Source organism: Streptomyces sp. LUP47B (genome assembly GCF_001746295.1).
GTDB lineage: Bacteria > Actinomycetota > Actinomycetes > Streptomycetales > Streptomycetaceae > Streptomyces.
In genome coordinates this window covers 16,701-42,667 of record NZ_MJAH01000002.1, presented here as the reverse complement: position 1 = coordinate 42,667, position 25,967 = coordinate 16,701, and the positions used below count along the sequence as shown (strand labels likewise).

The following is a 25,967-nucleotide window of genomic DNA, read 5'->3' as shown; positions in this document are numbered from 1 at the left end:
AAAGCTCCATCGATCGTCTCTGCCGGCGGCTGTGTCGTCCGGAAACGAAAAATCCCCTCGCACAGGAGGGGACGCCGCGCCGATTCCGACCACGTCTTCACCGGTGGTCGGGACTGATCAGCGCGGCTCGCTAAGCAGAAGGCGTACGGCACGCATGGCGTCAGAGTACCGCAGCCGTTGAGCAAGCCGCGACGAACTTACGTATGCCTCTTTGGCACCGGGTGCCGCACTCGCCGCCGCAGTCGAGCGCAATCGTCCGATCCGACCCAGGAACAGAGCCATGGCCAATGGTTACTTCGCGTAACAGCTACTAAGGGACATCACAACGGCCCCGCAGTCGTTTGATAACAACGCAATAACTCAAATGCCGTACCCGCCGGTATGGCGCCACTTAGAGTGCGGCAGCGGGACCGCCTTCCCGAACCGCTCGGAGTTGCCCCCATGAACCCTCGTAGTACTAGCAACACGCTCCCCAGGACCGGCCGGTCGGCCTACGGGGTGGCGACGGCCGTCTTTCTGCTGGCCATCCCTCTGGTCGTGGTGTACGGAGGTGTCCCGCTCCAGGACTTCCTCAACTTCGGAGCGGGCGTGGTGACGCTCGTCCTGCTCACCTGCTCCGTGATCTGGGGGCTCGTCGCACAGGACCGGCTGATCCTCAACACCCGGCAGCGGATCGTCGCGCAGGGGATCCACCGCATCACCGCCGTGGGCTCGATCGCGTTCCTTCTGCTGCACATCGGAATCAAACTGACCCTCGACCACACGACCTGGATCGCCGCGTTCATCCCGTTCGGGCTCGGCTTCAGCAGCAGCGGAGGCCTCATAGGCCTCGGCACCCTGGCCGGCCAGCTCATGATCTTCGTCGGCATCACCGGCGCCCTGCGCAACCGGTTCGCGTCCCCGGCCCCGGTCGCGGCACGGTGGCGCGCGATGCACATGCTGGCCTACCCGGCCTGGTGCGCCGGACTGGTCCACGGCCTCTACGCGGGACGCGCGGTGAAGGCCCCGATCTTCACGTACATGTACGCGCTCTGCCTGCTCGGCGTCATCGCGGCTCTCGCCCTGCGCGCGGCACCCCGCCCCTTCAAGCGCAAGGTCACCGACCGGATCGCCATGCTCCTCGGCGCCGAGGAGCGGCCGGGCCGCGAGGAACTGGAAGCCAGCCGCGCCAGGCGGGCAGCGGAAACCGCCGCGCCGGGACGCGAGAGCCGTAGGCCCGCCGAGTCGGCCGGCCGGCGTTCGGAGTCCTCCCTGCCCGGCTACGAGGGCCTGACCCAGCAGACCGGCGGCATGCCCCTCTACCAGGCCCCGCCGACCCCGGAGCCCGCCGACAGCGGATTCGCCGCCGCCTATCGCGCCGTGTCACCCAACACACAGCAGCCCTTCGACACCGGCCAGACCGCGCGCATGGACATGCCGATGGACATGCAGGCCGCCACCGACCCCATCGCGCGCATGGACACCGGCGGCAGTACCTCCGGCAGCTGGCCCATCCCGTCCCCGCCGCCGGTCGGCGAAGCGCCCCCCTCCGCCTACGACCCGCTCCAGGACACGGGGTACAACATCCCGACCTATGGCGGTAATTCGGGCACCGCCAGCTATCTCTCGGGTGATGTGCGCGACACCGGTGAGACGAACACCCTTTACGGCACGTACAACCCGAATGACACGTACAACAGCGGTCCCGCCACGGATACAACGCCCGGTCAGTCGTACGACTTCGACGCACCGGGCTCGGGCGAACCTTGGAACACGCCTTCCGGAGGCTATAGGTGAACGAGGCCCTGCCCGACGTACCAGAAGTCCGCGTGGTCGGCCTTCCTCAGCTCACGTCGGGTTTCGACCTTGTCGAACGACTTGACCTGCCCATGCACCTGAAGGTGCACGGGCCGCTCGAACCCATGGGCGGGGAGCAACTCGCGAAGCTCTCCGAAGCCATCAACCTGAAGGGACGCGGCGGCGCCGGCTTCCCCTTCCACAAGAAGCTGCGCTCGGTCGCCGAGGCGGCGATCAAGCGTGGCGTCCGCCCGGTGGTCGTCGTCAACGGCAGCGAGGACGAACCGGCCTGCCGCAAGGACACGGTGCTCATCAACCGTGCCCCGCACCTCATCCTGGACGGCGCCCTCCTGGCCGCCGAAGCCCTGGGCGCCCGCACGCTCGTGATCGGGGTCACCCGAGAGTCCACCCAGCGGTCCATGGAGGCCGCCCTCGCCGAACGCGGTCTCAGCAACGGCCGCAGATCGGCTCTACGCGCACGCGTGCAGCGCAATCCCGTCCGTATGGTCACCGGAGCGGCGGCTTCGCTGATCCGTTCTATCGACGGCGGCCCGGCCATCCCGCCCGGCCGCAAGATCAGCGCCTCCCAGAGCGGCGTCGGCGGGGCGCCGACCCTGCTGTCCAACGCCGAGACCTTCGCGCAGCTCGCGATCGCCGCCCGCATCGGCCCGGAGCGCTACGGCAACACCGGGCTGTACGACGAGCCTGGCACCGTCCTGCTCACGGTCTCCGGCGCCGTCGCCCGCCCGATGGTGATCGAGGTCCCCACGGGTGTACCGCTGCGCTACGTCCTGCAGTTGGCCGGCGCCCCGCCGGTCCCGCAGGGTGTGCTGACCGGCGGTTACCACGGCAAGTGGATCGACGCGGCGACGGTCAACGAGGCGATCGTCTCCCGCAACTCCCTGGACGCCGTGGGCGGCGCGCTCGGCGCCGGCGCGATTCTGCCGATCACTCAGGAGACCTGCCCGCTGGGCGAGTCGCTGCGGGTGGCGCAGTGGCTGGCCGAGGAGAGCGCGGGCCAGTGCGGCCCCTGCTATCTCGGTCTGCCGGCCGCCGCGCGCGGCATGGAGGACATCCTCAACGGCGGTGGCCCTGCCGCTCTGGAAGCCCTCAAGCAGGTCGCCAAGAACGTGAAGCGGCGCGGTGCCTGCTCGCACCCGGACGGCTCCGCGATGTTCCTGGAGTCGACCATCAAAGCGTTCACGGACGACCTGGCCGCCCATGTCCTCGGGAACGGCTGCGGACGGCCCGTGGAGGGCGTTCTGCCGCTCTTCGAGGGCGGCAGGACGCCCGCCGGCATCTCGGGTGGCGCCGAGGACGAGGAGAGCGGTCCCAGCCGTCAGAAGATCTACGTCGACTGGACGCTCTGCCGGGGCCACGGCCTGTGCGCCGACATCCTGCCCGAGGTCTTCGAGCTCGGCGCCGACGGCTTCCCGACCGTCGCCCAGGCGCAGGTGCCGCGCTACGCCGAGGCGAAGGCGCTGCGTGCGGTGCGTCGCTGCCCCGCGCTCGCCCTGCGCCTCGAGGAGGAGACAGCGCGCGACAAGGGTCCTTCCCGCAACCTGCCGGTCCTGTCCCAGGGCCGCGGGAGGCGTGCGCTGGGCCGCTGAGCCGACGTCACGAAGGGGCCGCCCGGATTCGGGCGGCCCCTTCGTCGTATGCGAACAACTCCCCCTGGAAACGCAGCAATCCCGCCGGATCAAATGATCCGGCGGGATCTTTCTGTGGAGCTAAGGAGATTTGAACTCCTGACCCCCTGCATGCCATGCAGGTGCTCTACCAACTGAGCTATAGCCCCGTGCTGCGATCCGCCGGTTTCCCTGGCGGCGACGCCAACATTACACGGTCCACCGGGTGGAACACCAAATCGTTTCGCTGGGGGCGGGAGGGACGACGTCAAGCGGTCACGAACGAGTAGAACCGCTTCAGCGTGCAGTGTTCTTCGAGGAGACGGCCGTAGATCGGTTCACCCTCGAGTTCGCGGTACGTCTCGATGGGGTCGCCTTTTATGATCAGCGCCCGCGCGCACTCCTCACACCAGTACTGGTAGTCGGGATTGACCGGCTCCATGTCCCGCACGATCGGCGTCCCACTGCCGCACCAGTCGCACTTTCGCCTGTGTGCACCCATCGTTCAGCTCCAGCTGTGGCCGCAGGCCGTGCACACGTAGGAGATTCCGCCGTTGTCGCCGAGTACCTGGGCGACATGGACAGAACCGCAGGAAGGGCAGATGAGGCGGACCGTCGTGTCCCTTGTCGACGCCGCTTCGCGGAGGTGGCCGACCTCCACGATGATGCTCGCAGGCATCACTGCTCCCTCCCGTCGGGTCGCGCCCCCTTCCGGCCGTTTGATTCTGCCACGGCCGGACCAATACGGTCAGCGACGCCTGCGTACCAGTCCGGACACGGCGCCCACCGCGGCGGTCCCGGCCAGCGCGAACATGCACGTCCAAAGCGCCTCCGCAGAGGTATACGCCTCAGAGGGGCCGAGTGACTCAAGTCGGTTCAAGAACAGTGTGCCGAAGCCCGCGACGCCGATCAGCTGGCCGAGCTGGGTGACCGTGGCGAGCAGGCCGCTGGCGTCCGCCGCGTGCCGGGGCGGCACCGTTGCCAGGGCCCCGGTGAGTGTGGGGCTGAAGGCGAGCGCGAGCCCCACGCCCACGCCGGCGTACGCCGCGTACAGCGCGACGCCGCCGTCGCCGCCGTCCTTGAGCGCCAGGCCCACGCCCAGCGAGGCCAGCGCGGTGATCACGAACCCGGCGGGCGTCAAGAGCCGCTGCCAGGAGGCCGGCCAGGCGCGCCAGGTCATCCCGACGATGCCGAAGATCACCGCGGTCGGCGCGAAGGAGAGCCCGGCCCGCAGCGCGCTGTAGCCGAGGCCGCCCTGCACGTAGAGGGTGAGAACGAAGAGGAAGCCGCCGTTGACGGCCATGACCGCCATGATCCGGAGGACGGCGAGGCCCATGCCGGGATGGCGCAGCACGCTGGGTGTGATCAGCGGGGCGCCGCCGTGCCGCGCCAGCCGGGTCTCGTAGCCGCAGAAAGCGGTGAACAGGATCGCGGCGGCGGCCAGGGACAGCCAGGACCACAGTGGCCAGTCCTCCTCCTGCCCGAGGACCAGCGGCACCGTGCACAGCGACACGGCTGCACCGAGCAGCACCAGGCCGGGCAGGTCGAGACCGCGCGCCCGGTCCCGGGGCGTCGGACGGTCCCCGGGCAGCAGGACCCGCGTGCCCACGGCGAGCAGGACGAGGCCCACCGGCACGTTCACGAGGAACACCGGCCGCCAGCCCGTGCCGAACAGGTCGGCGCTGACCAGGACTCCACCGACGACCTGCCCGGCGGCGGCGCCGACCGCGAGGACCGCCGAGTACACGCCGAGCGCCTTCATCCGGGCCTCGCCGGTGAAGTTGCGCTGGATCAGGCTGAGCACCTGCGGGATCATCACCGCCGAACCGGCGCCCTGCACCAGCCGGAAGACGATCAGTTCGGTGGCTCCCTGCGCCAGCCCGCAGGCGAGCGAGGCCGCCGTGAACAGGACGAGCCCGGCGAGGTGGACCCGGCCGTGCCCGAACCGTTCGCCGAGCCGGGCACCGGTGATCAGCAGCACCGAGTACGTGATGGCGTATCCGGCGACGACCAGCTGGAGTTGGGCGCCCGAGGCGTGCAGTTCCGTGCCGATCGTCGGGGCCGCGACGTTCACGATGAACACGTCGAGCAGCGCCATGAACTGGGCGGCGAGCACGAGCGCGAGCAGCGGCCGGGGCCGGTTGTCAGTGGCGGGTGCTTCACTTTTGGCAGGTGGGAAAACGGGTGCGGGATTCCGTCCCGTCCGGGGCGTTGTCGTCATGCCGTCGAGCCTGAGGACATCCCGGTACGGGTGCCGAGAGCCCGCCGATGCTGGTACTGCCAGCACCTGGCAAGCGCCGGGGGCGGCACCGAGGATGGTCGTGACGAGGGGGACGTGACGATGAGGACGACACAGCGACGACGGCCCGAGCTGGCTTCGTTCCTGCGCAGCAGGCGGGCCCGGGTGACTCCGGCCGACGTGGGCATGCCGCCGGGCCTCAGGCGGCGCACCCCGGGACTGCGCCGCGAGGAGGTCGCCCAGCTCTCCGGCGTCGGTGTGACCTGGTACACGTGGCTGGAGCAGGGCCGGCCGATCAACGCGTCCGCGCAGGTCCTGGACGCCGTGGCCCGCACGCTGCGGCTCGACCCTCCGGAGCGGGAGCACCTGTACCGCCTGGCGCGGGTGCCGTTCGCCCCGGACCCGGAGGGCCTGACCCGATCGACGGGCCCGGAGGTGCAGGGCATCATCGACGCCCTCGACCCGCTCCCGGCGGTCGTTTACAACTCGCGCTACGACATCCTGGCCACCAATTCCGGCTACCGGGACCTGTTCCTGATCCCGGAGATCGTCGACATCGGGGTGGCGAACGCGCTGTGGACGCTGTTCACGGTGTCCGACCGGGCGTGTCCGCTGCTGCACCGGGAGCGCGAGCTGCCCGTCATGGTGGCGACGCTGCGGTCCTCGTACGGCAGACATGTGGGCGAGCCGGCCTGGGAGAGCTTCATAGCCGCGCTGGCGGCGGCCAGCCCGTACTTCGCCGAACTCTGGGCGAGCGGAGAGGTGGTACAACCGGGGCCACGGGTCAAGACGTTCCGTCACAAGGCGGTGGGCGAACTGCGGATGACGTCCCAGTCGCTGTCGATCGACGGGATGCCGGAGTGCCGGATCGTGGTCTACACACCTGAGGACGAGGAGACCCGGGAGAAAACGGCGCGACTGCGGGAGCACACAAAAAGTCCCGCCTCCTGAGAGAGGCGGGACCTGATGATCACCGATCTTTGACAACTCAACAGAGTGTCGATCTGTGGAGCTAAGGAGAATTGAACTCCTGACCTCCTGCATGCCATGCAGGCGCTCTACCAACTGAGCTATAGCCCCTTGTGTTCTTCCCGCTCGGCGGGCGAACAAGAAGAACTTTAGCCTGCGACCTGCCGGAAGTGAAATCCGGTCCTGAGCCCTCAGTCGTCGTCGCCGAGCACCGGCTCCGGGAGGGTGCCGGCGTTGTGCTCCATGAGGCGCCAGCCACGGGCGCCCTGGCCGAGAACGGACCAGCAGCAGTTGGAGAGGCCGCCGAGGCTCTCCCAGTGCCGGGCGTCCAGACCGAGCAGCCGGCCGATGGTGGTGCGGATCGTGCCGCCGTGGCTGACCACGACAAGGGTGCCGTCCTCGGGGAGCTTCTCGACGTGCCGCAGCACGACGGGAGCGGCGCGGTCGGCGACCTCGGTCTCCAGTTCGCCACCGCCGCGGCGCACCGGCTCACCGCGCTTCCACGCGGCGTACTCCTCGCCGTGCCGGGCGATGATCTCCTCGTGCGTCAGCCCCTGCCACACGCCCGCGTAGGTCTCGCGCAGGCCCTCGTCGTGGGCCACCTCCAGGCCGGTGAGCGCGGCGAGCTCGGCCGCGGTGTTCGCGGCCCGCTGGAGGTCGGAGGCGACGATGGCGTCGGGCTGGAGGGAGGCGAGCAGCCGGGCGGCGCGGCGGGCCTGGCCGACACCGGTCTCGGTGAGCTCGACGTCGGTGGTGCCCTGGAAGCGGCGCTCCACGTTCCAGGCGGTCTGGCCGTGCCGCCACAGGATGACGCGACGGCCCCGGCCCTTCCGGTCGGCGGGAGCGGTCACCGCGGCTCCCCGAACTCGTCGGCGTCCTCCTCGGCGCGGAGCTTGGTGTGCTCCTCCGCCTTGCCGCGGGTCGCCTTGGCGTCGGCCGGCAGCTCCAGCTCGGGGCAGTCCTTCCACAGCCGCTCCAGAGCGTAGAAGACCCGCTCCTCGCTGTGCTGGACATGGACCACGATGTCCACGTAGTCGAGCAGGATCCAGCGGGCCTCGCGGTCGCCCTCGCGGCGCACCGGCTTGGCGCCGAGCTCCTTCGAGAGCCGCTCCTCGATCTCGTCGACGATGGACTTGACCTGGCGGTCGTTGGGTGCGGACGCCAGCAGGAAGGCGTCGGTGATCGACAGGACGTCGCTGACGTCGTAGGCGATCACATCATGGGCGAGCTTGTCGGCGGCCGCCTGCGCGGCGGCGTTGATGAGCTCGAGGGAACGGTCAGTGGCGGTCACTACAAGGCTTTCGGTCGGCGGTCGATTGACATCAAGGGTCTCACGGACCGCCGACGGCACCCCACGTGATCGTGGAGATCACGCGGGGTGCCGCTCCGGAGCCGAGCCCGGGTCTAGGACGAGGAGGACGGCTTGTAGTCCTGGCCCAGGACCACGGAGACGTTCGCGCTCGACGGCAGGGTGCCCTTGGCGACTGCGCCGGCGGGCAGGCCCAGGGTCTTGGCGACCTCGGTGGCGTTCGCCTTGTCGGCGGTGTCGGAGTAGACGACCTTGGAGGTGGCCTGCACCGAGGAGGGCGTGCCGCCGTCGACGAAGGTGAAGCCGCCGTTGAGGAGGACGACGCGGGCCTTCTCGGTGTTGTCCTTGGTGCCGGTGGCGTTCTGGACGGAGACGCTCACGGCCGCGTCCTTGTCGGGGCTCTTCGCCTTGCCGCCGAGGACGTCCTTGACCACGCTCGCGCCGGCCGCCGCGCTCAGCGTGCCGTCCTGCTGGACGGGCAGCAGCGCGGTCTTGTAGTCGCCGCCCTTGGCGAGGTCGGCGAGCTTGGCGAGGAAGGTGCCGAGATCCTTGTCGGTCAGGGACGGGTCCAGGATCTGGGCCAGTGTCTGCACGGTGGTGGTCGCGGCCGTCGGGTCTGAGGACAGCTTGCGCAGCACGCCCTGCATGACCTGGCCGAAGCGCTCCAGCTGGGCGTTCTGGGCCTCGCCGGAGGCGCGGTAGGTGGCGTAGGCGACGGCCATCTTGCCGCTGAGGGTCTGGCCCTTCCCCTTGTTCACCAGGGGCGCCTGGCCCTTTTTCTTGGCGGCCGGGTCGGGCACGGCGGTGTTGGTGTCGACGTCGATGTTGCCGACGAGGTCGACCAGGTTCTGCAGATAGGGGGTGTCCAGACGCCAGGTGCCCTCGATGTCGGTGCCGAGGGCGGTGTCGAGGGAGTCGACGGTCCCGGAGGAGCCGTCGTCGTCGACCGACTTGGCGAGGGTCGTCGTGGTGCCGTCGTCCGCCGTCAGGGCGAGGGAGTTGGGGATCAGGACGGTGGTGCCCTGTTGGGTGGTGGTGTTGTCGACGAGCAGCGCCGTGGAGGTGCCGCCCTTCGCGGTGTTGTGCAGATGGACGACGATCACGTCGCGGTTCTGGGCGCTCGCCGCGATCGAGGTGCCCTTCTTGCTCTCCGGGTCCGACGCACCGGGCAGCTTTCCGGCGTACCAGAGGTAGCCGACGCCGCCCACCGCGACCAGGGCGAGGACGACGACGAGGGCGACGAGCCGGCTGCGGGCGCGGCGCTTGGCCTCCTCACGGCGCTCGGTGCGGTTCTCGGTGAAGTTGAGCCAGTCGATGACGTCCTCGGAGTCAGTGTCGGGCTCCTCGACGAACGCGAACTGTGCGGTGTGGTACTGCCGTTCGTCCCCCTCGGCGGGGTCCGCACCGGGACGGACGGCGCCGGGACGCCCCGTGCCGGCGAGGTCCTCCTCGACCGCGGGACGGTAGCCCTGGCCGGCCTGAGGACCCGCAGCGTGCCCCTGGGCGGCCTGAATGCCCTGCGCGTGGCTCCGGCCGGCCTGCGTCCCCTGCGCGTGGCCCCGGTCGGTCTGCGCGTCCCGGGCCGGGCCGGCCTGCTGCGGGATGTAGGCGGTCTGCTCGGCCACTCGGGGCTGCTGCCCGCTCGCGGCGGCCTGGCCGTAAGGGTCGTACGCCGCCGAACCGCCGCCCTGCTGGGCCCCGTTGGCGTAGGGGTCGTAGGGCGGCACGGGCGCCTGCTGACCGGTGTCGCCGGCGCCGTAGGGGTCGTACGGGGGGACGGGGTTCTGGGTGCCCGTGTCGTACGGCGCGGCCTGTCGGTTGTCCGTGGCGTACGGGTCGTAGCCGTAGCCCTGCTGCGTGTAGGGGTCGTACTGCTGCTGCGGGGCCTGTTGCGGCGGGACCTGCTGGTACACCGGCCGGCCGTACTCGTCGTAGCCGACGAGTGCGTACTGGTTCTCCTGATCGTCGCCGTAGCCCGCGTCGTATCGGTCGTTCACCGGTGCCCCTCTCGGCTCACTCGCCGCGGTACAGCGCGCGCTTGTCGATGTAACGCACGACTCCGTCCGGCACCAGGTACCAGACGGGGTCGCCCTTGGCGACTCTCGCCCGGCAGTCGGTGGAGGAGATGGCCAGGGCGGGGACCTCGACGAGGGAGACGCCTCCCTCGGGCAGCCCGGGGTCGGCCAGGGTGTGTCCGGGCCGGGTGACTCCGATGAAGTGCGCGAGGGAGAAGAGTTCCTCCGCGTCCCGCCAGGTGAGAATCTGGCCGAGGGCGTCGGCGCCCGTGATGAAGAAGAGGTCGGTGTCGGGGTTCAGGGACTTGAGGTCGCGCAGCGTGTCCGTGGTGTAGGTCGCGCCACCCCGGTCGATGTCGATGCGGCTGACCGAGAACTGCGGGTTCTCGGCGGTCGCGATGACCGTCATCAGATAGCGGTCCTCGGCCGGGGAGACCCGGCGGTGGGTCTTCTGCCACGGCTGGCCGGTCGGTACGAACACCACCTCGTCCAGGTGGAACTGCGCGACGGCCTCGCTGGCCGCCACGAGGTGCCCGTGGTGGATCGGGTCGAACGTTCCGCCCATGACGCCGAGGCGGCGCTTGCCGGGGTTCGACGGGCTGTTGCCCGGGCCGGTAGGCATGTCCTGCTCTCCCATGCGGCAGACCCTACCGGCCCCATCTGAGGACACCGGCCGGTGGAGGCCCCAAGTGCCCCGCTTTGGGCACTCGGCGCCTCAGCGGTCGCGGTTGAAACGGGTGGTGATCCACAGCAGGAGCAGCAGGATGATGAACGCGGCGCCACCGGTCACCAAGGGGTCGAGGCTCTCGTGGTTGCCGCCGTGCTCCTCGCCCTCTGCGGCGAGGGTGACCAACTGGGCAGCGGTGCTGTGGATGCTCATCTTCGGCAGGACCTATCCGGTGGGCGGGATAAAGATGTCGGCCCATGGTAAGCGGGCGCGGTGAGGGCGATCACTCCGACTCCACCGTTGGGGGACGGCGGGGAACCTTCGCCCTTTCTCAGTCGTCCTTCCGCTTGTACCCCCGCAGCAGGAACCACGCGGTGAAGGCACAGCCCAGGAACATCACGACCAGTACCACCCGGAGCAGATTTCCGGACCCCTGCTGCTCGGCGGCGCTCGCGGCCTCGGTGAGCCAGGCGGCCCGGGTGTGCTCCATGACGTGGACTCCTTCGCTGTACTGCCCGTCCACGCTATCTCCGCTTAGGCTGGGCTCTGCTTCGGGGGGCGCAAAGGGCCGCACAAGGGTCCGCAAAGGATCACAGTGGTCAAAGGGCACAGCCACAGACGCACATGGGGGAAGACATGTCCGACGACGGCCATCAGAGCAACGGGCACGAGAACGTGCCGAGCAGGCAGCGCAAGCGTTTCCCGGGAATCTCCTCCCGTGCGTACGAGCACCCCGCCGACCGTTCCGCCCTGGTGGCGCTGCGCAAGCTGAGCGGTTTCGACACGGTGTTCAAGGCGCTCAGCGGTCTGCTCCCCGAGCGGAGTCTGAGGCTGCTGTTCCTGTCCGACTCGGTGCGCGTCTCCGACCAGCAGTTCGCGTACCTCAACGACATGCTGCGGGACGCGTGTTACATCCTGGACCTCGAGAAGGTCCCGCCGATGTACGTCAACCAGGACCCGCAGCCGAACGCGATGTGCATCGGCCTGGACGAGCCGATCATCGTCGTCACCACGGGTCTGGTCGACCTGCTCGACGAGGAGGAGATGCGGGCGGTCGTCGGCCACGAGGTGGGCCACGCCCTGTCCGGCCACTCGGTCTACCGGACCATACTGCTGTTCCTGACCAGCCTAGCCCTGAGGGTGGCGTGGATCCCGCTGGGCAATCTCGCGATCATGGCGATCGTGACCGCGCTGCGCGAGTGGTTCCGCAAGTCGGAGCTGTCGGCGGACCGGGCGGGCCTGCTGGTCGGCCAGGATCTGAAGGCCTCGATGCGCGGCCTGATGAAGCTGGCCGGCGGTCACCATCTGCACGAGATGAACGTGGACGCGTTCCTGAAGCAGGCCGAGGAGTACGAGGCCGGCGGCGACCTGCGCGACTCCGTGCTGAAGATCCTGAACGTCCTGCCGCGCTCCCACCCCTTCACCACCGTGCGGGCGGCCGAGCTGAAGAAGTGGGCCGAGTCCCGCGACTACCAGCGGATCATGGACGGCCACTACCCGCGCCGCACCGAGGACAAGGACACCTCGGTCACGGACTCCTTCCGTGAGTCGGCGGCGAGCTACGCGACCAACGTCAAGGGCTCAAAGGACCCCCTGATGAAGCTGGTCAGCGACATCGCGGGCGGTGCGGGCGATCTGGGCGGCAGGGTGCGCAGGGGCTTCGGCGGCTTCTCGAACTCGGCCCCACGGGACGACGAGCCGCCGACGGACACGTCCCGCGCCAACCCCGCGGAGGACTGAGACTGCAGGGGTGCGGGGGCTTCTCGCTGTGCGGCGCCGCCGCGCGGGCGGGACCGGACCCCCGCAGCCCCTCCGGCCCCACCGGCCCCACCGGCCCGCACTGTAGTGGAGGAACCGACCCCGCGCCCCGGTCACACCTTGGGCTGCGCACCGGTCGCCAACGACCCGCACAACGCCGGGGCACTCCCCGTCGCATACGGGTCCGTCCCCGCCGGGCCGCCCGCCTTCGCCGTCTCCCCGGCCAGCAGGGGATGCAACCGGTTCGTGGAGTCCTCCGCACATGACAGCGGCCCGGCCTGGACGTAGGACACGACCAGCTGAGCCGTGTGCATCCGCAGATCGTCCCGGTCGAACCGGAAGTGCAGCTCACGCCGGACGGTGAACAGCGACACCGCGGCGCCGGCGTCCGCGGCCGCTGAACGCAGCGCGTACACGAAGGTGTGGTCCGACGTGACCTCCAGCGTCGACGAGTCGGTCTCGGCGGCCTGCAGGCTCCCCTGCACCCGGATCCGGTGGTCGGCCAGCCGCGTCTGCGCGGGGTCGAAGCGAACCAGCCACCCGGTCGGCGCGTGCCGCCCGTCCGCGGCGGGGTGGGCGAAACTCTCGTCGAACTGGTCGAGTTGGTCCGTGTCGAGGAGCACCCGCACAGCACGGACCTGGTCGCCGACGAGGACGTCCGGGTCGAGCGAGGACCGCACGATGTAGTCCTTGGCGGTGGTCAGCGCGGACACGACCTGGCTGTCGGAGAAGTGCGCGGTGCGGCGGGAGGCCGGCAGCGGGATGCCCTCGGCGCCGACGCGGTACTGCGCGGCCGGGCTGTGCCCGTACAGGTACTCGGCGTCGGCGTGCCCCGGGACCTTGCCCGCCGGGGCCAGCGGTATGACGGTCATCCGCAGGGGCTCGGCGGGCCGGCGGACCGCGGAGGTCTGGTAGGGGTGCCGTACCCCCATGTAGATGGCGGTCCCGAAGGCGAGAGCGATCAGCAGGAAAAGGATCAGCGCCTGCCGGGACAGTCCCCGGCGCAGCGGTGGGCGGCGGCGTACGGCGGGCGCGTGGTCGGCCATGCGCTCCTGCGCGGAGTACTCCTGAAGGCGGGCAGCGCGAACGAACGACTCGTCGAAGACGACGGATCGGTACTCGTCCTCACCACCCACGGGGCCGCCCTCGGGTGTCCCCTCAGGTGGGTCTCCTGACCCTCCCATATCTTCAGGGTAGGTCTCGGGGAGCTCAGGTAAACGCCCTGCTGTGCGACAAGTTCTGACAGGTTCTCACCAGGAGTGTCAGGGCGTTCGCGGGACCGCGGAGACGGCTGGCTGGGAGTAGTCGGCGGATGCCGAGGGCGTCACCGTGCCCGCCTGTTCCAGACCGGTCGAGGCCGGCGGCGGAACCCGGTCGCGGCTGCCCGAGGAAGCGCCCCGGTAGACCGCCGTGAAGGCCAGCGCGACCATGCCGATGCCCATGACGAGGGCGAGCATCCAGGCGACGGGGCGGTGCCAGCGGACCTGTTTGCCGTACGTCCCCGGGGCGCCGTAGCGGCCTTCGAGGATCTCGGTGTCGTCCAGGTCGTCGAGCTCGGGATCATGGCCGAAACCGCCGGGTCCGTAGCCGCCCTCGTACCGCTCGCGTCCGGGGCGCGCGCGGCGGGCCTCGGTCTCGGAGGCCTCCGCTCTCGCCTGGGCTGCGGCCAGGAGGCGCTCGACGGCGGTCGGCTCGTGCACCACGGCCGCCCGTACGAAGGCCTCGTCGAAGACCACGGAGGCGAACTCTTCGTCCGACACCCCGCGGTCGTGGTCGTCGTCGGGCTCCCAGCCGTCAGGGAACGGCGTGCCCCCCACGTCCTCCGGCACGGATCCAGAGTAGACCTGGGGGGTCAATTTGGGCAGACGGTATGGAAATTCATCCGCCTGGTGAGACGCCGCTCATGCGCCACGGAAGCGGGGTGAAGGCGCGTGACGGACGCATATGCGCAGGTGCGCGCCCCTGTGCGCGAAGGCCGTCAGCGCCGGATGTGACCGTCCCCGGTCACGATGTACTTCGTGCTCGTCAGCTCGGGCAGGCCCATCGGGCCGCGCGCGTGCAGCTTCTGGGTGGAGATGCCGATCTCCGCGCCGAAGCCGAACTGGCCGCCGTCGGTGAAGCGGGTGGAGGCGTTGACCGCGACCGTCGTGGAGTCCACCAGCTGGGTGAAGCGGCGGGCGGCCTGCTGGGAGGTGGTGACGATGGCCTCGGTGTGGCCGGAGGTCCACAGCCGGATGTGCTCGACGGCCTTGTCGAGCGAGTCGACGACGGCGGCAGCGATGTCGTAGGAGAGGTACTCGGTGTCCCAGTCGTCGAGCGTGGCCTCGACGACGGTCGCCTTGGTGTCCTTCGCGTACGCCAGCACCCGCTGGTCGGCGTGGACGGTCACCCCGGCCTCGGCGAGGGCGTCCAGGGCGCGCGGCAGGAACTCGGGGGCGACGTCCTGGTGGACCAGGAGGGTCTCGGCGGCGTTGCAGACGCTGACCCGCTGGGCCTTGGAGTTGATCAGGATGTCGATGGCCATGTCGAGGTCGGCGTGGGCGTCGACGTAGACGTGGCAGTTTCCGGTGCCGGTCTCGATGACGGGGACGATCGACTCCGTGACGACGGTCTGGATCAGCGAGGCACCGCCGCGCGGGATGAGCACGTCGACCAGGCCGCGGGCGCGCATCAGCTCGCGCACGCTCTCGCGGCTCTCGCCCGGGACGAGCTGGATGGCGTCGGCGGGCAGGCCGGCGCCGCCCACGGCGTCGCGCAGGACCCGTACGAGGGCGGCGTTCGACTCATAGGCGGAGGCCGAGCCGCGCAGCAGGACGGCGTTGCCGGACTTCAGGCAGAGGGCGGCGGCGTCGACCGTGACGTTCGGGCGGGCCTCGTAGATGATCCCGACCACGCCGAGCGGGACGCGGACCTGGCGCAGGTCGATGCCGTTGGGGAGGGTCGAGCCGCGCACGACCTCGCCCACCGGGTCGGGCAGGGCGACGACGTCCCGGACGTCGGAGGCGATCGCGCGCACCCGCTCCGGGGTGAGCGTCAACCGGTCGATGATCGACTCGCTGGTCCCGGCCTCGCGGGCCTTGGCGATGTCCTTGGCGTTGGCCTCGACGATCTCGCTCGTACGGACCTCCAGGGCGTCCGCGATGGCGAGCAGCGCGTCGTCCTTCTCGGCCCTGGGCAGCGGGGCGAGGTCGGCGGCGGCGGCCTTGGCCCGGTAGGCGGCCTGGGTGACCGGGGTCATGGAGTCGTACGGCGAGAGCGAGGTCATACCGGAAGGGTAGTGCGCCGGACGGGGCCGTCCACCCGTTGTTCCACAGCGCGAGACGGGATCAAAGGGGCACCGGCGCCACGATCAGAACGGGTGTGCTCCGACCGGTGAGGCCGGCGGCGGACCGTACCCCTCGGCGATGCGCTGGTGGTAGGTCTGGCGGTCGATGACCTCCAGGCCGACGATCTCCCACGGCGGCAGTCCCGCGGTCTGGCGGTGCTCCCCCCACAGGCGCAGGGCGACGGCGGCCGCGTCGTGCAGGTCGCGGGCCTCCTCCCAGTACCGGATCTCCGCGTGGTCGTTGGCGTAGCGGCTGGTCAGCAGGAAGGGGTGGTCGTGGGCGAGCTGTTCGAGGGCGCGCCGGACCTCCTTGAGCGGGGCCTCCTCGCCGGAGACGCTGAGGGTGACATGCCACAGGCGCGGCAGATCCCGGGGCTCCTCGACCTCGAACCGGTCCCCGGCCGCGACACTCGTCAGGGCCCGCTCCTCACCGGGCGCCCGCGCGCCAGAACCACCGGCCTCGCCCGCGGCCCGCACCGCAGAACCACCGGCCTCATTCACCGCCCGCGCCAACGAACCACCGGCCTCACCCACCGCGCGCGCGCCAGAACCACCGGCCTCGCCCGCGGCCCGCACCGCAGAACCACCGGCCTCATTCACCGCCCGCGCCAACGAACCACCGGCCTCACCCACCGCGCGCGCGCCAGAACCTCCGGCCTCGCCCGCGGCTCGCACCGCCGAGCCACCAGCCTCACCCGCCGCCCGCGCCGACGAACCACCGACCCCATTCACCGCCCGCACCGACGAACCACCGACCTCACCCACCGCCCGCGCGCCAGAACCTCCGGCCTCGCCCGCGGCCCGCGCCACCGAGCCACCAGCCTCACCCGCCGCCCGCGCCAACGAACCACCGGGCGCCCGCACGACGGGCCCGCCGGGCGGACCGGACCCGCCGCGGGAAGCCGCCGCACCATCGCGGGACGCACCATCGCGGGACGCCGCCGCCCCAGGGCGCACTCGTCTCACGACGGCCTCCTTAATGCACGATCGACCCCTCGGGCCGAGCGGAATGTGTCCCTGGGACAAAGTTGAGCAGGCATCAACGGCTCATGGGGCGATTTTGCGGAACGTCCACCTCAGGGCGACGCCCTTGGCAGGGCGTTCACCCCGTTTTCGGGCACGCGGGGCACCGGAAGACGCCGCAGGACGCCGACGGCCGACCCTCAGGGGTGCAGGATCACCAGATCGTCCCGGTGGACGACCTCCCGCTCGTAGGCCGGCCCCAGATCCCGTGCCAGCTCCCGGGTCGAGCGGCCGATCAGCTGCGGGATCTCCTTGGCGTCGAAGTTGACGAGCCCGCGGGCCACCGCGTGGCCCGTGCCGTCCCGCAGCTCGACGGGGTCGCCCGCGACGAACTCGCCCTCGACGGAGGCGATCCCGGCCGGCAGCAGCGACTTACGGCGGTCGACGACGGCCTTCACCGCGCCGTCGTCCAGGGTCAGCGAGCCCTGCGGGGTGGACGCATGCTGGAGCCACAGCAGCCGGTCGGCGGAGCGCTTGCCCGCGGGGTGGAAGTACGTGCCGGTGTCACCGCCGGACAGCGCCTCGGCCGCGTGGATCGTGCTGGTCAGCACGACGGGGATGCCGGCGGCGGCCGCGATCCGGGCGGCCTCGACCTTGGTGACCATGCCGCCGGTGCCGACACCCGCCTTCCCCGCGCTGCCGATCTCGACGCCCGCCAGGTCACCGGGCTCCCGCACCTCAGCTATCCGCGAGGTCCCCGGCCTGCTGGGGTCGCCGTCGTAGACGCCGTCGATGTCGGAGAGCAGGACCAGTAGATCGGCGTGGACCAGATGGGCCACCAGGGCCGCGAGCCGGTCGTTGTCGCCGAAGCGGATCTCGTCGGTGGCGACGGTGTCGTTCTCGTTGACGATCGGGAAGGCACCCATCGCGAGGAGCTTGTCGAGGGTGCGGGAGGCGTTGCGGTGGTGGGCGCGGCGGCTCATGTCGTCGCTGGTCAGCAGCACCTGGCCGACGCGGACGCCGTACCGCGCGAAGGAGGCGGTGTAGCGGGCGACGAGCAGACCCTGGCCGACGCTGGCGGCGGCCTGCTGGCGGGCGAGGTCGCGGGGACGGCGGCGCAGCCCCAGCGGGGCGAGTCCGGCGGCGATGGCTCCCGAGGAGACGAGGACGATCTCGCGCTCTCCGCCGCTGCGGCTCTTGGCGAGGACGTCGACGAGCGCGTCGACCCGGTCGGCGTCGAGGCCGCCGGCGGCGGTGGTCAGCGACGAGGAACCCACCTTGACGACGATCCTGCGGGCCTCGCCCACAGCCTGCCTTGCCCCTGCCACCTTGTGTCCTGTCCCCTCGCGCCACTTCGGGTACCTCGTCCGCAATGTACGCGAAGGGGACGCGGCGACGCGCGTCCGTCCAGTCCCCGGACCCCGTTCCGGACGCGTCCCGGGGCCGGTTCGGTTCCCCATTCCGAGAAGATCCAAGGAAAGCGGAACAACACCCTCCCGTTAATCGAAAGTGAATTCTTTCCGACGCCAAGATGTACAACCATTCACCTCCGGCTCGCGTCGAACTGCCGACAACAAGGTCATTGCCGTAGCTCGAGAAAGCCCCGCCCATGACGATCCGTCGGTTGTGCACCGCCCTGCGCGTTCCCGGGAAGACCGAACTTCTCCTGGTGATCCTTTTCGGTGCCGGTTTCGCGGCGCTGCCCGTTCTGGCACTGCTGCCCTCACTGTGGGGCTTCACGGCGGCGTGGGCCGTGACGTACCTGGCGGACGAGGCCCTGCACGTCAAGGCCCCGGGATTCGTCCGCCGCCTGGCGACCCTGCAGCTCAGCCGCACGATGCGGTTCGCCGTGCGCACGGCGATGCTGCTCGCCCTGGCCGACCGGACGGACGCGCCGGGCGCGGTGCTGATCACCGGGCTCGCCGTCCTCAGCGCCCATTTCCTGCTCGTGATGATGTATTCGGCACTGCATCACGCGATCCGCAGGCGCCGGATACTCCCGGTGATCGTGCGCAATCTCGACATGAGCGGGATCGACATACCGGAACGCCCGCCCGCCTATCTCTACCGGCGTTTCCTGCGCAAGCTGCTCCACCTCGATCTTCCGGCCCACCTGGGTCTGATCGTCGCGCTGGCGACGGGAACGTGGTATTCCGCCTACGTCGGCTACGCACTGACGGTCGGCGCCGCCTCGGCCGCCCTCCTGGCCCTGCTGGGACAGTTCCGCGCGGTCCGCCGCATGCCCCGCCGGGACGCGGTGATCGGCGAGGTCAACCGCCAACTCGCCGCATACCGGCCCGAGGTGGCCCTGTACTTCAGCTTCGCGGCCGTGTCCCGGGACTTCATGTACCAGGTCAACATGTGGATCGAGACGCTGGAGCAGCTCGACCGGCGCCCGGTGATCGTCTTGCGCGAGCGGGCCTCCTTCCGCTTCCTCGGCCGCACCCGGATCCCCGTGGTCTGCGTGCCCAAGGCCGACGACCTGGCCGAGCTGGAGCTGTCCGGCGTCCGGGTCGTCCTCTACCCGGGCAACGCCGGCAAGAACGTCCACATGCTGCGCGTCGCCGAGGCCAAGCACGTCTTCATCGGCCATGGCGACAGCGACAAGCTCGCCAGCAGCAACCGTGTCAGCAAGGTGTACGACGAGATCTGGGTGGCCGGACGGGCGGGCCGGGACCGCTACCGGCGGGTGCGGCACGCCATCAGCGACAGCGCCATCGTCGAGGTGGGCCGCCCGCAGCTGGCCCCGGTCCGGTCGCACGCCGAGCACATCGCGGGCCCGGTGCCCGTCGTCCTCTACGCGCCCACCTGGGAGGGCTGGAGCGATGACGACTGCCACACCTCCCTGATCCCGATGGGCGTGCCCCTGGTCGAGAAGCTCCTCGCGGAGAACGTCCGGATCATCTACAAGCCGCACCCCCTCACCGGCAAGCGCTCGCCCGAGGCGGCCGCCGCGGACCGGGCCATCAGGGAACTGCTGAAGGCCGAAGACGAGAAGGAAACCGAGGCCGCGAGACCGAGGCTCCAGGAGATCCGGGCCCGGCTCGACGAGATGTCCGGGCGTCACGAGGGCGACGACGCCCAGCAGTTGAGGGACGCGCGGATCCCCGACCGGGAGGGCGCGGCCGAGTGGCAGGAGCTGCGGGAGGAGTGGCACCGGCTCTTCTGGGCGAGCCGGAGCACCGCGCGGCATCACGTGATCCTCGAACAACTCCCCACACTGTACGAGTGCTTCAACCAGGCGGACCTGCTCATCAGCGATGTCTCCTCGGTGGTCGCCGACTTCGTGGCCAGCCTCAAGCCGTACGTCCTGACCAACGCCCAGGACCTGCCCGACGAGGAGTTCCGGGCCGCCTACACCACCGCGGGCGGCGCGTATCTGCTCGACCGCGCCTGCACCGGGCTCCCGGAGATCCTGCGCTCGGTCCGCGAACCCGGCCACGACCCGATGGCCGCCCAGCGCCGCTCCCTCAAGGAGTACGTGCTGGGGCCCGACCGGCCCACGTCGATGGAGCGGTTCAACATCGCCGTGAACGACCTGGCCGACAAGGCGGTGGCGGAGCGGGCCGAGGATCTCGTCGCGCCGGTCGCACCCGTCGCACACCACGAACCCGTCGCCTAGCACTTTCCCGCCCCGCAGGGGAGAGGTCACTCGCGTGTCGTCCGGAGGTCGGCACCCGTTAACCAAGGCGTCCGTCTCGCGACGACCTTGGAGTGACACCCGTGCGAAAACCCCTCCCCCGCCTCCGGTCCGCGCTGCGGCTGCCGGGCCGGCAGACGGCGACGAGAGTCCTCGTCGCCGTCGTCCTGGCGGCCGCCGTCGTCGCCCAGGCCGTCGCCGCCCTGCGTCCGCACATCCCGCTGCTGCTCGCGGCGACGGCCGCCTCCCTGGCCGTCGAGGGCGTCCTGCACCGGTGGCAGCGCGGCATGGTCTCGCTGTTCGCCAAATCCCACGCGGACATCACCGTGCGGTACGTCCTGCGCGACCTGCTGCTGGTCCTCGGCCTGCTGCGGCTGACCCCGGAGGACGAGGAGACGGCGTACACCGTGCTGGTGGCCGGCCTGCTCGCCTTCTACGCGCTGCACTGCGCGATCCAGACGGCCTCCGTCCTGGTCCGCCGCACCCGCACCCTCCCGGTGGTCACCCGGAACATCGACGCCTCCGCGCTCCGCCTGACTCCGGCCCCGCCCGCCCTGCTGCGCCGCCCCGGCCCCCGCCTCTTGGTCCACGGCCTGCCCGCCACGGCAGGCCTGCTGGTCACGGCTGCCACCGGCGAGCCCCGGTGCGCGGCCTTCGGCATCGCGATGTCCCTCGGGCTCGCCCTCATGGGCCTGTACGACCTTCTCGTACGACTGCTGCCGAGCCGGCGTCCGGCGGGCGAGCAGGAGGTGCTGGACTGGTTCGACGCATGGCTCGCCGAGTACCGGCCGACCGTCGGCCTGTACTTCTCCGGCGGGGCCTCCTCCGCCTACCAGGCCAACATGTGGCTGGACCCGCTCGCGAAGCTCGACGGGAGACCGGTCATCGTCCTGCGCGAGCGGTTCATGATGCAGAAGATCGCCGCGACCGACGTCCCGATCGTCTGCCTGCCGAAGGTGTCCACGCTGCTGCGCCTGGAGCAGTCCACGCTCCAGGTCCTCATCCACCCGTCGAACTCGGGCAAGACCTCCCAGGTCCTGCGCATCCCCACCATCAAGCACACCTTCGTCAACCACGGCGAGAGCGACAAGCTGTCCTCCTGCAACCCGTACGCGAAGGCCTACGACGAGGTGTGGGTGGCGGGTCCCGCGGCCCGCGAGCGGTACGCGGCGGCCGAGGTGGGCGTCGAGGACAAGGACGTGGTGGAGATCGGCCGCCCCCAGCTGGACGCCGTACGGCCGTACGAGGGACCGCCGGCCGGAACGTACACGACGGTGCTGTACGCGCCCACCTGGGAGGGCTGGGACGGCAACCCCGGCAACACGTCGGTGGTCGAGGCGGGCGAGAACATCGTGCGGGCGCTGCTGGCCGACCCCGGGTTGCGGCTGCTGTACAAGCCGCATCCGCTGACCGGGTCGGTGGACGCGCGGGCCGGCGCGGCGGACCTGAGGATCCGTGAGCTGGTGCGGGCGGCGAACCGGGAGCGGACGGGGGAACGACCTGCCGACGACGGTGAACTCTCGCGCAGGACACGCGACTTGGACCGGCTCACCATCGCGTCGTTCCGGGCCGCCGCGGACTCGGTCGAGCGGATGCTGCTTCAGTCCACGCCGGAGCCGGGCCGCGCGGAGGCGGTGGCGCGGGCGACCGCCGCCTGGGAGCGGGCGTACTGGGCCTCGCTGCCGGAGTGGGAGCACCAGGTAGTGACCGACGCCCGACCCGCACTGTACGCCTGCTTCAACCAGGCCGACCTGCTGATCAGCGATGTGTCCAGCGTGGTCAGCGACTTCCTGGCGAGCGGGAAACCGTACGCCGTCGCGAACACCAGCGGGCTGAGCGAGGCCGCGTTCCGTGCGGCGTTTCCCACGGCGGGGGCGGCGACCGTGCTCACGCCGGACGCGGTGGGGGTGCGAGGGCTGCTGGATGCCGTACGACAGCCCAGGCCGGACGAACTCGCCGAGGCGCGGGCCGAGTTGAAGCGGCGGTTACTGGGGGCGGATGAGCCTTCCGCGCAGGCACGGTTCGACATGGCCGTTCAGGCGTTGTGTGCGGTGGCCCGGAAGCGGCGGGTTCCCGGGCCGCGGCTGGACGAGGAGACCGGGTCCGTCTCCGGGACGCTCATCCTGCCGGGGTGAGGACCCTTCGCGCCTTGCGCACGGCCCGGCGCAGCAACTGGTCGACGCCTACTTCCCTGTAGCCCGGCACCTCGCGGGCCTCCCGCGGCTCGGCCAGGTAGAGCGCGTCGGGGAGGCCCGTCGACGGTTCACGGAAGAACGGGTAGGCGAAATACACCCGGCGGCCGCCCTTCTCCAGCAGGGTCTTCGGGGTCTTCTTCGCCTTCAGGAACTCCAGGACCTCCACCAGGAGATCCGGGCGGCCCATCGCCACCAGCTGGAGCCGCAGACGTTCGTGCACCCGGAGGCGGTGGGCCACCTCACCGGTCCAGTACGCGTCCATGAGCGGCTTCGCCAGCTCCAGCTTCTCCCGGCGTATCGCCTCGCCGTCCTTCAGGAACTTCGGGCCGAACTGCGGGAGCAGGGTGACGAGGAAGGGGCGGACCATCAGCGCGTCGCGTCTCGCGCCCGCCGGGACCATGTCGGCGATCAGGTTCATCAGGGCGCGCGCGGAGTCGAAGCGCAGGGTGTGGCTGCCGGTCCTGGTGACGTGCTTGCCGTCCTCGCGGCCCACCAGGTAGTAGCAGGTGTGGTCGGCGATCACGGAGACGCCGTCGGCCCGCAGATAGGCCTCCATGGTGAACAGCGCGTCCTCGCCGGTCCACAGGGACTCGTCGAAACGCATGCTGTGCTGCTCGAGGAAGGCGCGGCGGAACAGCTTCTGCGCGCTCAGCGTGAACTTGATGTTGGAGGAGAAGACGTCGGTGCGCTCCAGGGTCTGCCCCCACATCGACGTCGGCGGCTTGCGGTTGACGCCCTCGACCCTGCCGAGGACGACGTCCGTGCCGTTGCGGTCGGCCATCGCGACCATCCGCCCCAGGGCCTCGGGGCCGAGCCGGTCGTCGGCGTCGAGGAAGAAGACGTAACGCCCGGTCGCCTTGCCCAGACCGACGTTGCGCGGGCCGCTGGGGCCGCCGGAGTTGTCCTGCCGGATCACCGTGACGTCGAGGGGGGTCCGCTCGGCGAACTCCTCCAAGTACTCCCCGGTGCCGTCCGCCGAGCCGTCGTCGACCGCGATGACCTCGATGCGCGCGTGGCCGATGGTCTGTGCCTCGACGGAGGCCAGACAGTCGACCAGATACGGCATCGCTTCGTACGCCCCGATGACCACGGTCACATCAGGCTGCGCAACGGTCACGTCTCCCCCAGTCACGGTCTGTTTCCCCCCAGATCCGCTCAGGGGCAATCCCCTAGACGGCCGAACGGGGGCATGGGTTGCATCCGGCACTGGGACATACGCAGGAAGGGCCCGGATTTCGGGATCACTCCGAAATCCGGGCCCTTTCTTTACGAAGGGGAGGTCAGGCCTTGGTCGTGGCCTCCGCCGCCGATGCCGCCGCCCGTGACTCCTGGCCGACATTGCGTGCTTCGGCCTTGATCGCGAGGTTCGCCACCGCGGTGTTGAACTGCTCGATGGACGTGGGCTCGTCCGGTCCGAGCAGGTACTGCTTGAGCTCCACCCGGTCCTCGGCCAGCGGGTCGGCCGCCGGGTCCCGGACCGCCTCGAGCAGCTCGCCCAGCTCGGCGGCGCTGTTGGACAGGATCGTGGCGGCCCGCACGGCGGTGTTCTGCCGCTTGAACTCCTCCGCACCCACCGCGGCGGAGTCCGTCACCGCGTACGGCTTGCCGCTCGCGATGAAGTCGGAGACCACGCTGGAGATGTCGGACACCATCGCGTCGGCGACGTTGAAGCAGTCGTACAGCCGCGGCTCGGCGCCTGTGACCACCCGGTGCTCCCACACCGGGAAGGAGCGCCAGTACGCGTCGTTCCACTCGCCGCGCAGCCGGGCGATCTCCTCGTACTTGGCCACGTCGACCACGCCGTCACGGCTCGCCTCGGCCTCGTCGCCCTTGTCGCCGCCGCCGTTGCCGACGAGGACGGCGAGCCGGGCCTCGATACGGGCGAGCTCGGCCTTGGCGGCGGCCTGGGCGGCGGCGTCGGCCTGGAAGCGGGGGTCGGCGGCGCGCTCGGTGGCGGCCTTCTCGATCAGCGCGGTGACCTTCTGGTGCGCGGCGCCCGCCTTGGCGAGGACCGTGCCGGTGAAGGGGTGCGGCTTGTAGAGGACACGCACCGGCGGGTCGGCCTTCAGCAGCTTCTTCACGATGTTCTCGCCGGCCAGCATGAGCGAGGTGTTGCCCGGGTCGCCGTCCCAGCCTTCCCAGGTGGGGGCGTAGAGCACGGTCGGGCAGTATCCGTCAGCGGGTGCGCCCAGGGGGCCTTCCGGCGTCCCCTGCCTCGTCTGGATCGGCGCCAGCTGCGGGCGGCCCACCTCGACGATGTCCTCGTCGCGGACACCCACGTCGGCGATGGCGTAGCGGTCGCGGCCTGCCCGGCCCGCGGTCCACACCTCGTCGTACGCCTTGCTGAACGGGTTGACGCTCGCCAGCTTGTCGCTGTCCCCGTGGCCGATGAAGACGTGCTTCATGGTGGGCACGCGCAGCAGGTGGATGTTCTTGCCGACGTTCGCCGCGTACAGCGCGACGCGCACCGTGGACAGGTCCATGTTCATCAGGTGCACCCCTCCGGGCACGCAGATGACGGGGACCGTGGTGGGCGCGAGGTTCTGCAGGATGACGCGCTCACGCAGGAGGATCAGCGGCCTGGAGTCCAGCTGCTCCATGGTCTCCAGCCACATGTTGACCTGGTAGACGGAGTCCTTGGAGCCGGAGAAGTACAGCACGGTCTCCGGCCGGTAGTCGCGCAGCCAGTCGTCGACCTTGGCGAGGATCTTGTCGGCGCTCGGCGGGACCTTCTTGCCGCGTACGTACGGCATCAGCGCCAGGACGTACAGGGTGCCCAGGACTATCGTCACGCCGATGCCGATGAAGCCCGGCAGCGCCCAGTCCATCGCGGCGGCCACGAGTATGCCGACCACGGCCGCGAGGTCGAGGTGCAGCATCTTCTCGGCCGACCGGTTCAGCAGACCCATCCGCGGGGCGTCCGGGATGCGGACCCGGGAGGCCAGGTCGACGTTGCGGGTGGCGACCGGCAGCCGGCGGCGGTTGCGGATCAGGGTGACGAGCGCGCCGTGCGGGGCCTGGAGGCCGTAGAACGCGATGAAGCAGGCGGTGGCGCCGTAGAAGATCAGGTTGTCGGAGAGGTCGAGCCGGGCCAGCAGCAGGATCAGCAGGAGCTGTCTGATCAGGAAGCGGATCGACAGTCCGGCGCGCACCTTGCTGAGGCGGTTGATCAGATAACTGCCCTGGCGGTGCAGATAGTGGTCCGCAAGGTACGTGACGGCGGTCGCGGCCGCGAAGGCGGGGACGCTCGGGATGAGCGCGGCCACCATTATGGCGGGGTACCCCGCCAGCATGAGGACCGCCGCGGCCAGCTCGGCCGCGCTGCCCACCCGGGCGACGCGAATAGCGGTGCTTATCACTGAAAACCTGCTCTGGGAGGGATGCCGGTTGTTTACGAATTCACGGTGCTTAAGGCTTCAGGCCCCTGTGAATGCACCAGGAACGGGCAGCCACAGAGGCCTGAATTTACCGAAAACTAATTGT

Annotated in this window: 22 protein-coding genes and 2 tRNA genes; 6 read left to right on the top strand and 18 right to left on the bottom strand. The window is 70.4% G+C overall.

The genetic code is table 11. From position 1 onward, the window contains the following. Positions 1 to 441 precede the first annotated feature (441 nt). Together BFN33_RS06825 and BFN33_RS06820 are read left to right on the top strand one after the other, a co-directional pair. A complete protein-coding gene (locus tag BFN33_RS06825) occupies positions 442 to 1,776 on the top strand; it encodes a cytochrome b/b6 domain-containing protein (protein ID WP_256122673.1) in 1,335 nt (444 codons plus the stop codon). Continuing rightward, positions 1,773 to 3,386 (top strand): NADH-quinone oxidoreductase subunit NuoF family protein, encoded by a 1,614-nt coding sequence (locus BFN33_RS06820; protein WP_069759003.1) that lies wholly within the window; start codon positions 1,773 to 1,775, stop codon positions 3,384 to 3,386. Before BFN33_RS06825 ends, BFN33_RS06820 begins: the two co-directional genes overlap by 4 nt. Before the next feature lie 115 nt (positions 3,387 to 3,501). Here BFN33_RS06820 and BFN33_RS06815 read toward each other — a convergent pair. The 4 genes from BFN33_RS06815 to BFN33_RS06805 all read right to left on the bottom strand — a co-directional run bounded on the left by BFN33_RS06815 (position 3,502) and on the right by BFN33_RS06805 (position 5,520). Next, positions 3,502 to 3,574 (bottom strand) — tRNA-Ala (locus BFN33_RS06815). A 98-nt stretch (positions 3,575 to 3,672) separates the two neighbouring features. Then, positions 3,673 to 3,906: a hypothetical protein gene (locus BFN33_RS06810; protein ID WP_003976229.1), complete on the bottom strand. Its 234-nt coding sequence runs from the start codon at positions 3,904 to 3,906 to the stop codon at positions 3,673 to 3,675. A gap of 3 nt (positions 3,907 to 3,909) precedes the next feature. After that, complete coding sequence (locus BFN33_RS51835) at positions 3,910 to 4,083, bottom strand: hypothetical protein (protein ID WP_107104982.1); 174 nt, start codon at positions 4,081 to 4,083, stop codon at positions 3,910 to 3,912. A gap of 69 nt (positions 4,084 to 4,152) precedes the next feature. After that, positions 4,153 to 5,520 (bottom strand): MFS transporter, encoded by a 1,368-nt coding sequence (locus BFN33_RS06805; protein ID WP_176742326.1) that lies wholly within the window; start codon positions 5,518 to 5,520, stop codon positions 4,153 to 4,155. Positions 5,521 to 5,745: 225 nt separating this feature from the next. Between BFN33_RS06805 and BFN33_RS06800 the strand changes: the two genes are divergently transcribed. Further along, positions 5,746 to 6,594, top strand: coding sequence for a helix-turn-helix transcriptional regulator (locus tag BFN33_RS06800; protein WP_079140699.1), 849 nt, complete (start codon positions 5,746 to 5,748; stop codon positions 6,592 to 6,594). 56 nt (positions 6,595 to 6,650) lie between these two features. Here BFN33_RS06800 and BFN33_RS06795 read toward each other — a convergent pair. The 7 genes from BFN33_RS06795 to BFN33_RS51255 form a co-directional block, all read right to left on the bottom strand. After that, positions 6,651 to 6,723, bottom strand: a tRNA-Ala gene (locus BFN33_RS06795). Between the two features lie 80 nt (positions 6,724 to 6,803). Beyond that, positions 6,804 to 7,463, bottom strand: a complete 660-nt coding sequence (locus tag BFN33_RS06790; protein ID WP_069759001.1) for a histidine phosphatase family protein — start codon at positions 7,461 to 7,463, stop codon at positions 6,804 to 6,806. Then, complete coding sequence (gene rsfS / locus BFN33_RS06785) at positions 7,460 to 7,903, bottom strand: ribosome silencing factor (RefSeq protein ID WP_069759000.1); 444 nt, start codon at positions 7,901 to 7,903, stop codon at positions 7,460 to 7,462. The genes BFN33_RS06790 and rsfS overlap by 4 nt, the downstream gene beginning before the upstream one ends. Positions 7,904 to 8,016: 113 nt before the next feature. After that, the gene (locus BFN33_RS06780) at positions 8,017 to 9,918 is read right to left on the bottom strand and encodes an LCP family protein (RefSeq protein ID WP_069758999.1); all 1,902 of its coding nucleotides are present in this window, start codon (positions 9,916 to 9,918) and stop codon (positions 8,017 to 8,019) included. 16 nt (positions 9,919 to 9,934) lie between these two features. Continuing rightward, complete coding sequence (gene nadD / locus BFN33_RS06775; protein ID WP_069758998.1) at positions 9,935 to 10,573, bottom strand: nicotinate-nucleotide adenylyltransferase; 639 nt, start codon at positions 10,571 to 10,573, stop codon at positions 9,935 to 9,937. A gap of 78 nt (positions 10,574 to 10,651) precedes the next feature. Continuing rightward, positions 10,652 to 10,816, bottom strand: a complete 165-nt coding sequence (locus BFN33_RS53050; RefSeq protein WP_088245277.1) for a hypothetical protein — start codon at positions 10,814 to 10,816, stop codon at positions 10,652 to 10,654. A gap of 118 nt (positions 10,817 to 10,934) precedes the next feature. After that, entirely contained in the window at positions 10,935 to 11,093 is a 159-nt protein-coding gene (locus BFN33_RS51255; protein WP_088245276.1) for a hypothetical protein, read from the bottom strand. A gap of 146 nt (positions 11,094 to 11,239) precedes the next feature. On the opposite strand from BFN33_RS51255, the gene BFN33_RS06770 reads away from it, so the two are divergent. Next, positions 11,240 to 12,343: a M48 family metallopeptidase gene (locus BFN33_RS06770; RefSeq protein ID WP_069759621.1), complete on the top strand. Its 1,104-nt coding sequence runs from the start codon at positions 11,240 to 11,242 to the stop codon at positions 12,341 to 12,343. Positions 12,344 to 12,474: 131 nt separating this feature from the next. On the opposite strand, the gene BFN33_RS06765 is transcribed toward BFN33_RS06770, so the two are convergent. The 5 genes from BFN33_RS06765 to proB all read right to left on the bottom strand — a co-directional run bounded on the left by BFN33_RS06765 (position 12,475) and on the right by proB (position 17,956). Beyond that, a complete protein-coding gene (locus BFN33_RS06765; protein ID WP_069758997.1) occupies positions 12,475 to 13,545 on the bottom strand; it encodes a hypothetical protein in 1,071 nt (356 codons plus the stop codon). A gap of 78 nt (positions 13,546 to 13,623) precedes the next feature. Then, entirely contained in the window at positions 13,624 to 14,217 is a 594-nt protein-coding gene (locus BFN33_RS06760; protein ID WP_079140698.1) for a hypothetical protein, read from the bottom strand. Positions 14,218 to 14,339: 122 nt separating this feature from the next. Then, positions 14,340 to 15,626 carry a glutamate-5-semialdehyde dehydrogenase gene (locus BFN33_RS06755; RefSeq protein ID WP_069758995.1) on the bottom strand — a complete coding sequence of 429 codons (1,287 nt, stop codon included), beginning with the start codon at positions 15,624 to 15,626 and terminating at the stop codon, positions 14,340 to 14,342. Positions 15,627 to 15,710: 84 nt separating this feature from the next. Next, positions 15,711 to 16,163, bottom strand: a complete 453-nt coding sequence (locus BFN33_RS06750) for a hypothetical protein (protein WP_069758994.1) — start codon at positions 16,161 to 16,163, stop codon at positions 15,711 to 15,713. Between the two features lie 686 nt (positions 16,164 to 16,849). Further along, positions 16,850 to 17,956 carry a glutamate 5-kinase gene (gene proB, locus BFN33_RS06745; RefSeq protein ID WP_069758993.1) on the bottom strand — a complete coding sequence of 369 codons (1,107 nt, stop codon included), beginning with the start codon at positions 17,954 to 17,956 and terminating at the stop codon, positions 16,850 to 16,852. A gap of 302 nt (positions 17,957 to 18,258) precedes the next feature. Between proB and BFN33_RS06740 the strand changes: the two genes are divergently transcribed. Continuing rightward, positions 18,259 to 20,271: a hypothetical protein gene (locus BFN33_RS06740; protein WP_069758992.1), complete on the top strand. Its 2,013-nt coding sequence runs from the start codon at positions 18,259 to 18,261 to the stop codon at positions 20,269 to 20,271. 101 nt (positions 20,272 to 20,372) lie between these two features. Beyond that, positions 20,373 to 22,424, top strand: a complete 2,052-nt coding sequence (locus BFN33_RS06735; RefSeq protein WP_088245274.1) for a hypothetical protein — start codon at positions 20,373 to 20,375, stop codon at positions 22,422 to 22,424. Here the strand turns inward: BFN33_RS06735 and BFN33_RS06730 are convergent. Next, entirely contained in the window at positions 22,408 to 23,601 is a 1,194-nt protein-coding gene (locus BFN33_RS06730) for a glycosyltransferase (RefSeq protein ID WP_069758991.1), read from the bottom strand. The two genes, BFN33_RS06735 and BFN33_RS06730, sit on opposite strands and share 17 nt — an antisense overlap. A gap of 163 nt (positions 23,602 to 23,764) precedes the next feature. After that, on the bottom strand, positions 23,765 to 25,843 hold the full coding sequence (locus BFN33_RS06725) for a hypothetical protein (protein WP_256122672.1): 2,079 nt from the start codon (positions 25,841 to 25,843) through the stop codon (positions 23,765 to 23,767). Positions 25,844 to 25,967: the final 124 nt, after the last annotated feature.

Coding starts and splice junctions, on each gene's coding strand:
- BFN33_RS06825 (WP_256122673.1), top strand. CDS start 442: ATGAACCCTCGTAGTACTAGCAACACGCTCCCCAGGACCGGCCGGTCG.
- BFN33_RS06810 (WP_003976229.1), bottom strand. CDS start 3,906: ATGGGTGCACACAGGCGAAAGTGCGACTGGTGCGGCAGTGGGACGCCG.
- BFN33_RS51835 (WP_107104982.1), bottom strand. CDS start 4,083: ATGCCTGCGAGCATCATCGTGGAGGTCGGCCACCTCCGCGAAGCGGCG.
- BFN33_RS06800 (WP_079140699.1), top strand. CDS start 5,746: ATGAGGACGACACAGCGACGACGGCCCGAGCTGGCTTCGTTCCTGCGC.
- nadD (WP_069758998.1), bottom strand. CDS start 10,573: ATGGGAGAGCAGGACATGCCTACCGGCCCGGGCAACAGCCCGTCGAAC.
- BFN33_RS53050 (WP_088245277.1), bottom strand. CDS start 10,816: ATGAGCATCCACAGCACCGCTGCCCAGTTGGTCACCCTCGCCGCAGAG.
- BFN33_RS51255 (WP_088245276.1), bottom strand. CDS start 11,093: ATGGAGCACACCCGGGCCGCCTGGCTCACCGAGGCCGCGAGCGCCGCC.
- BFN33_RS06770 (WP_069759621.1), top strand. CDS start 11,240: ATGTCCGACGACGGCCATCAGAGCAACGGGCACGAGAACGTGCCGAGC.
- BFN33_RS06765 (WP_069758997.1), bottom strand. CDS start 13,545: ATGGGAGGGTCAGGAGACCCACCTGAGGGGACACCCGAGGGCGGCCCC.
- BFN33_RS06755 (WP_069758995.1), bottom strand. CDS start 15,626: ATGACCTCGCTCTCGCCGTACGACTCCATGACCCCGGTCACCCAGGCC.
- BFN33_RS06740 (WP_069758992.1), top strand. CDS start 18,259: ATGACGATCCGTCGGTTGTGCACCGCCCTGCGCGTTCCCGGGAAGACC.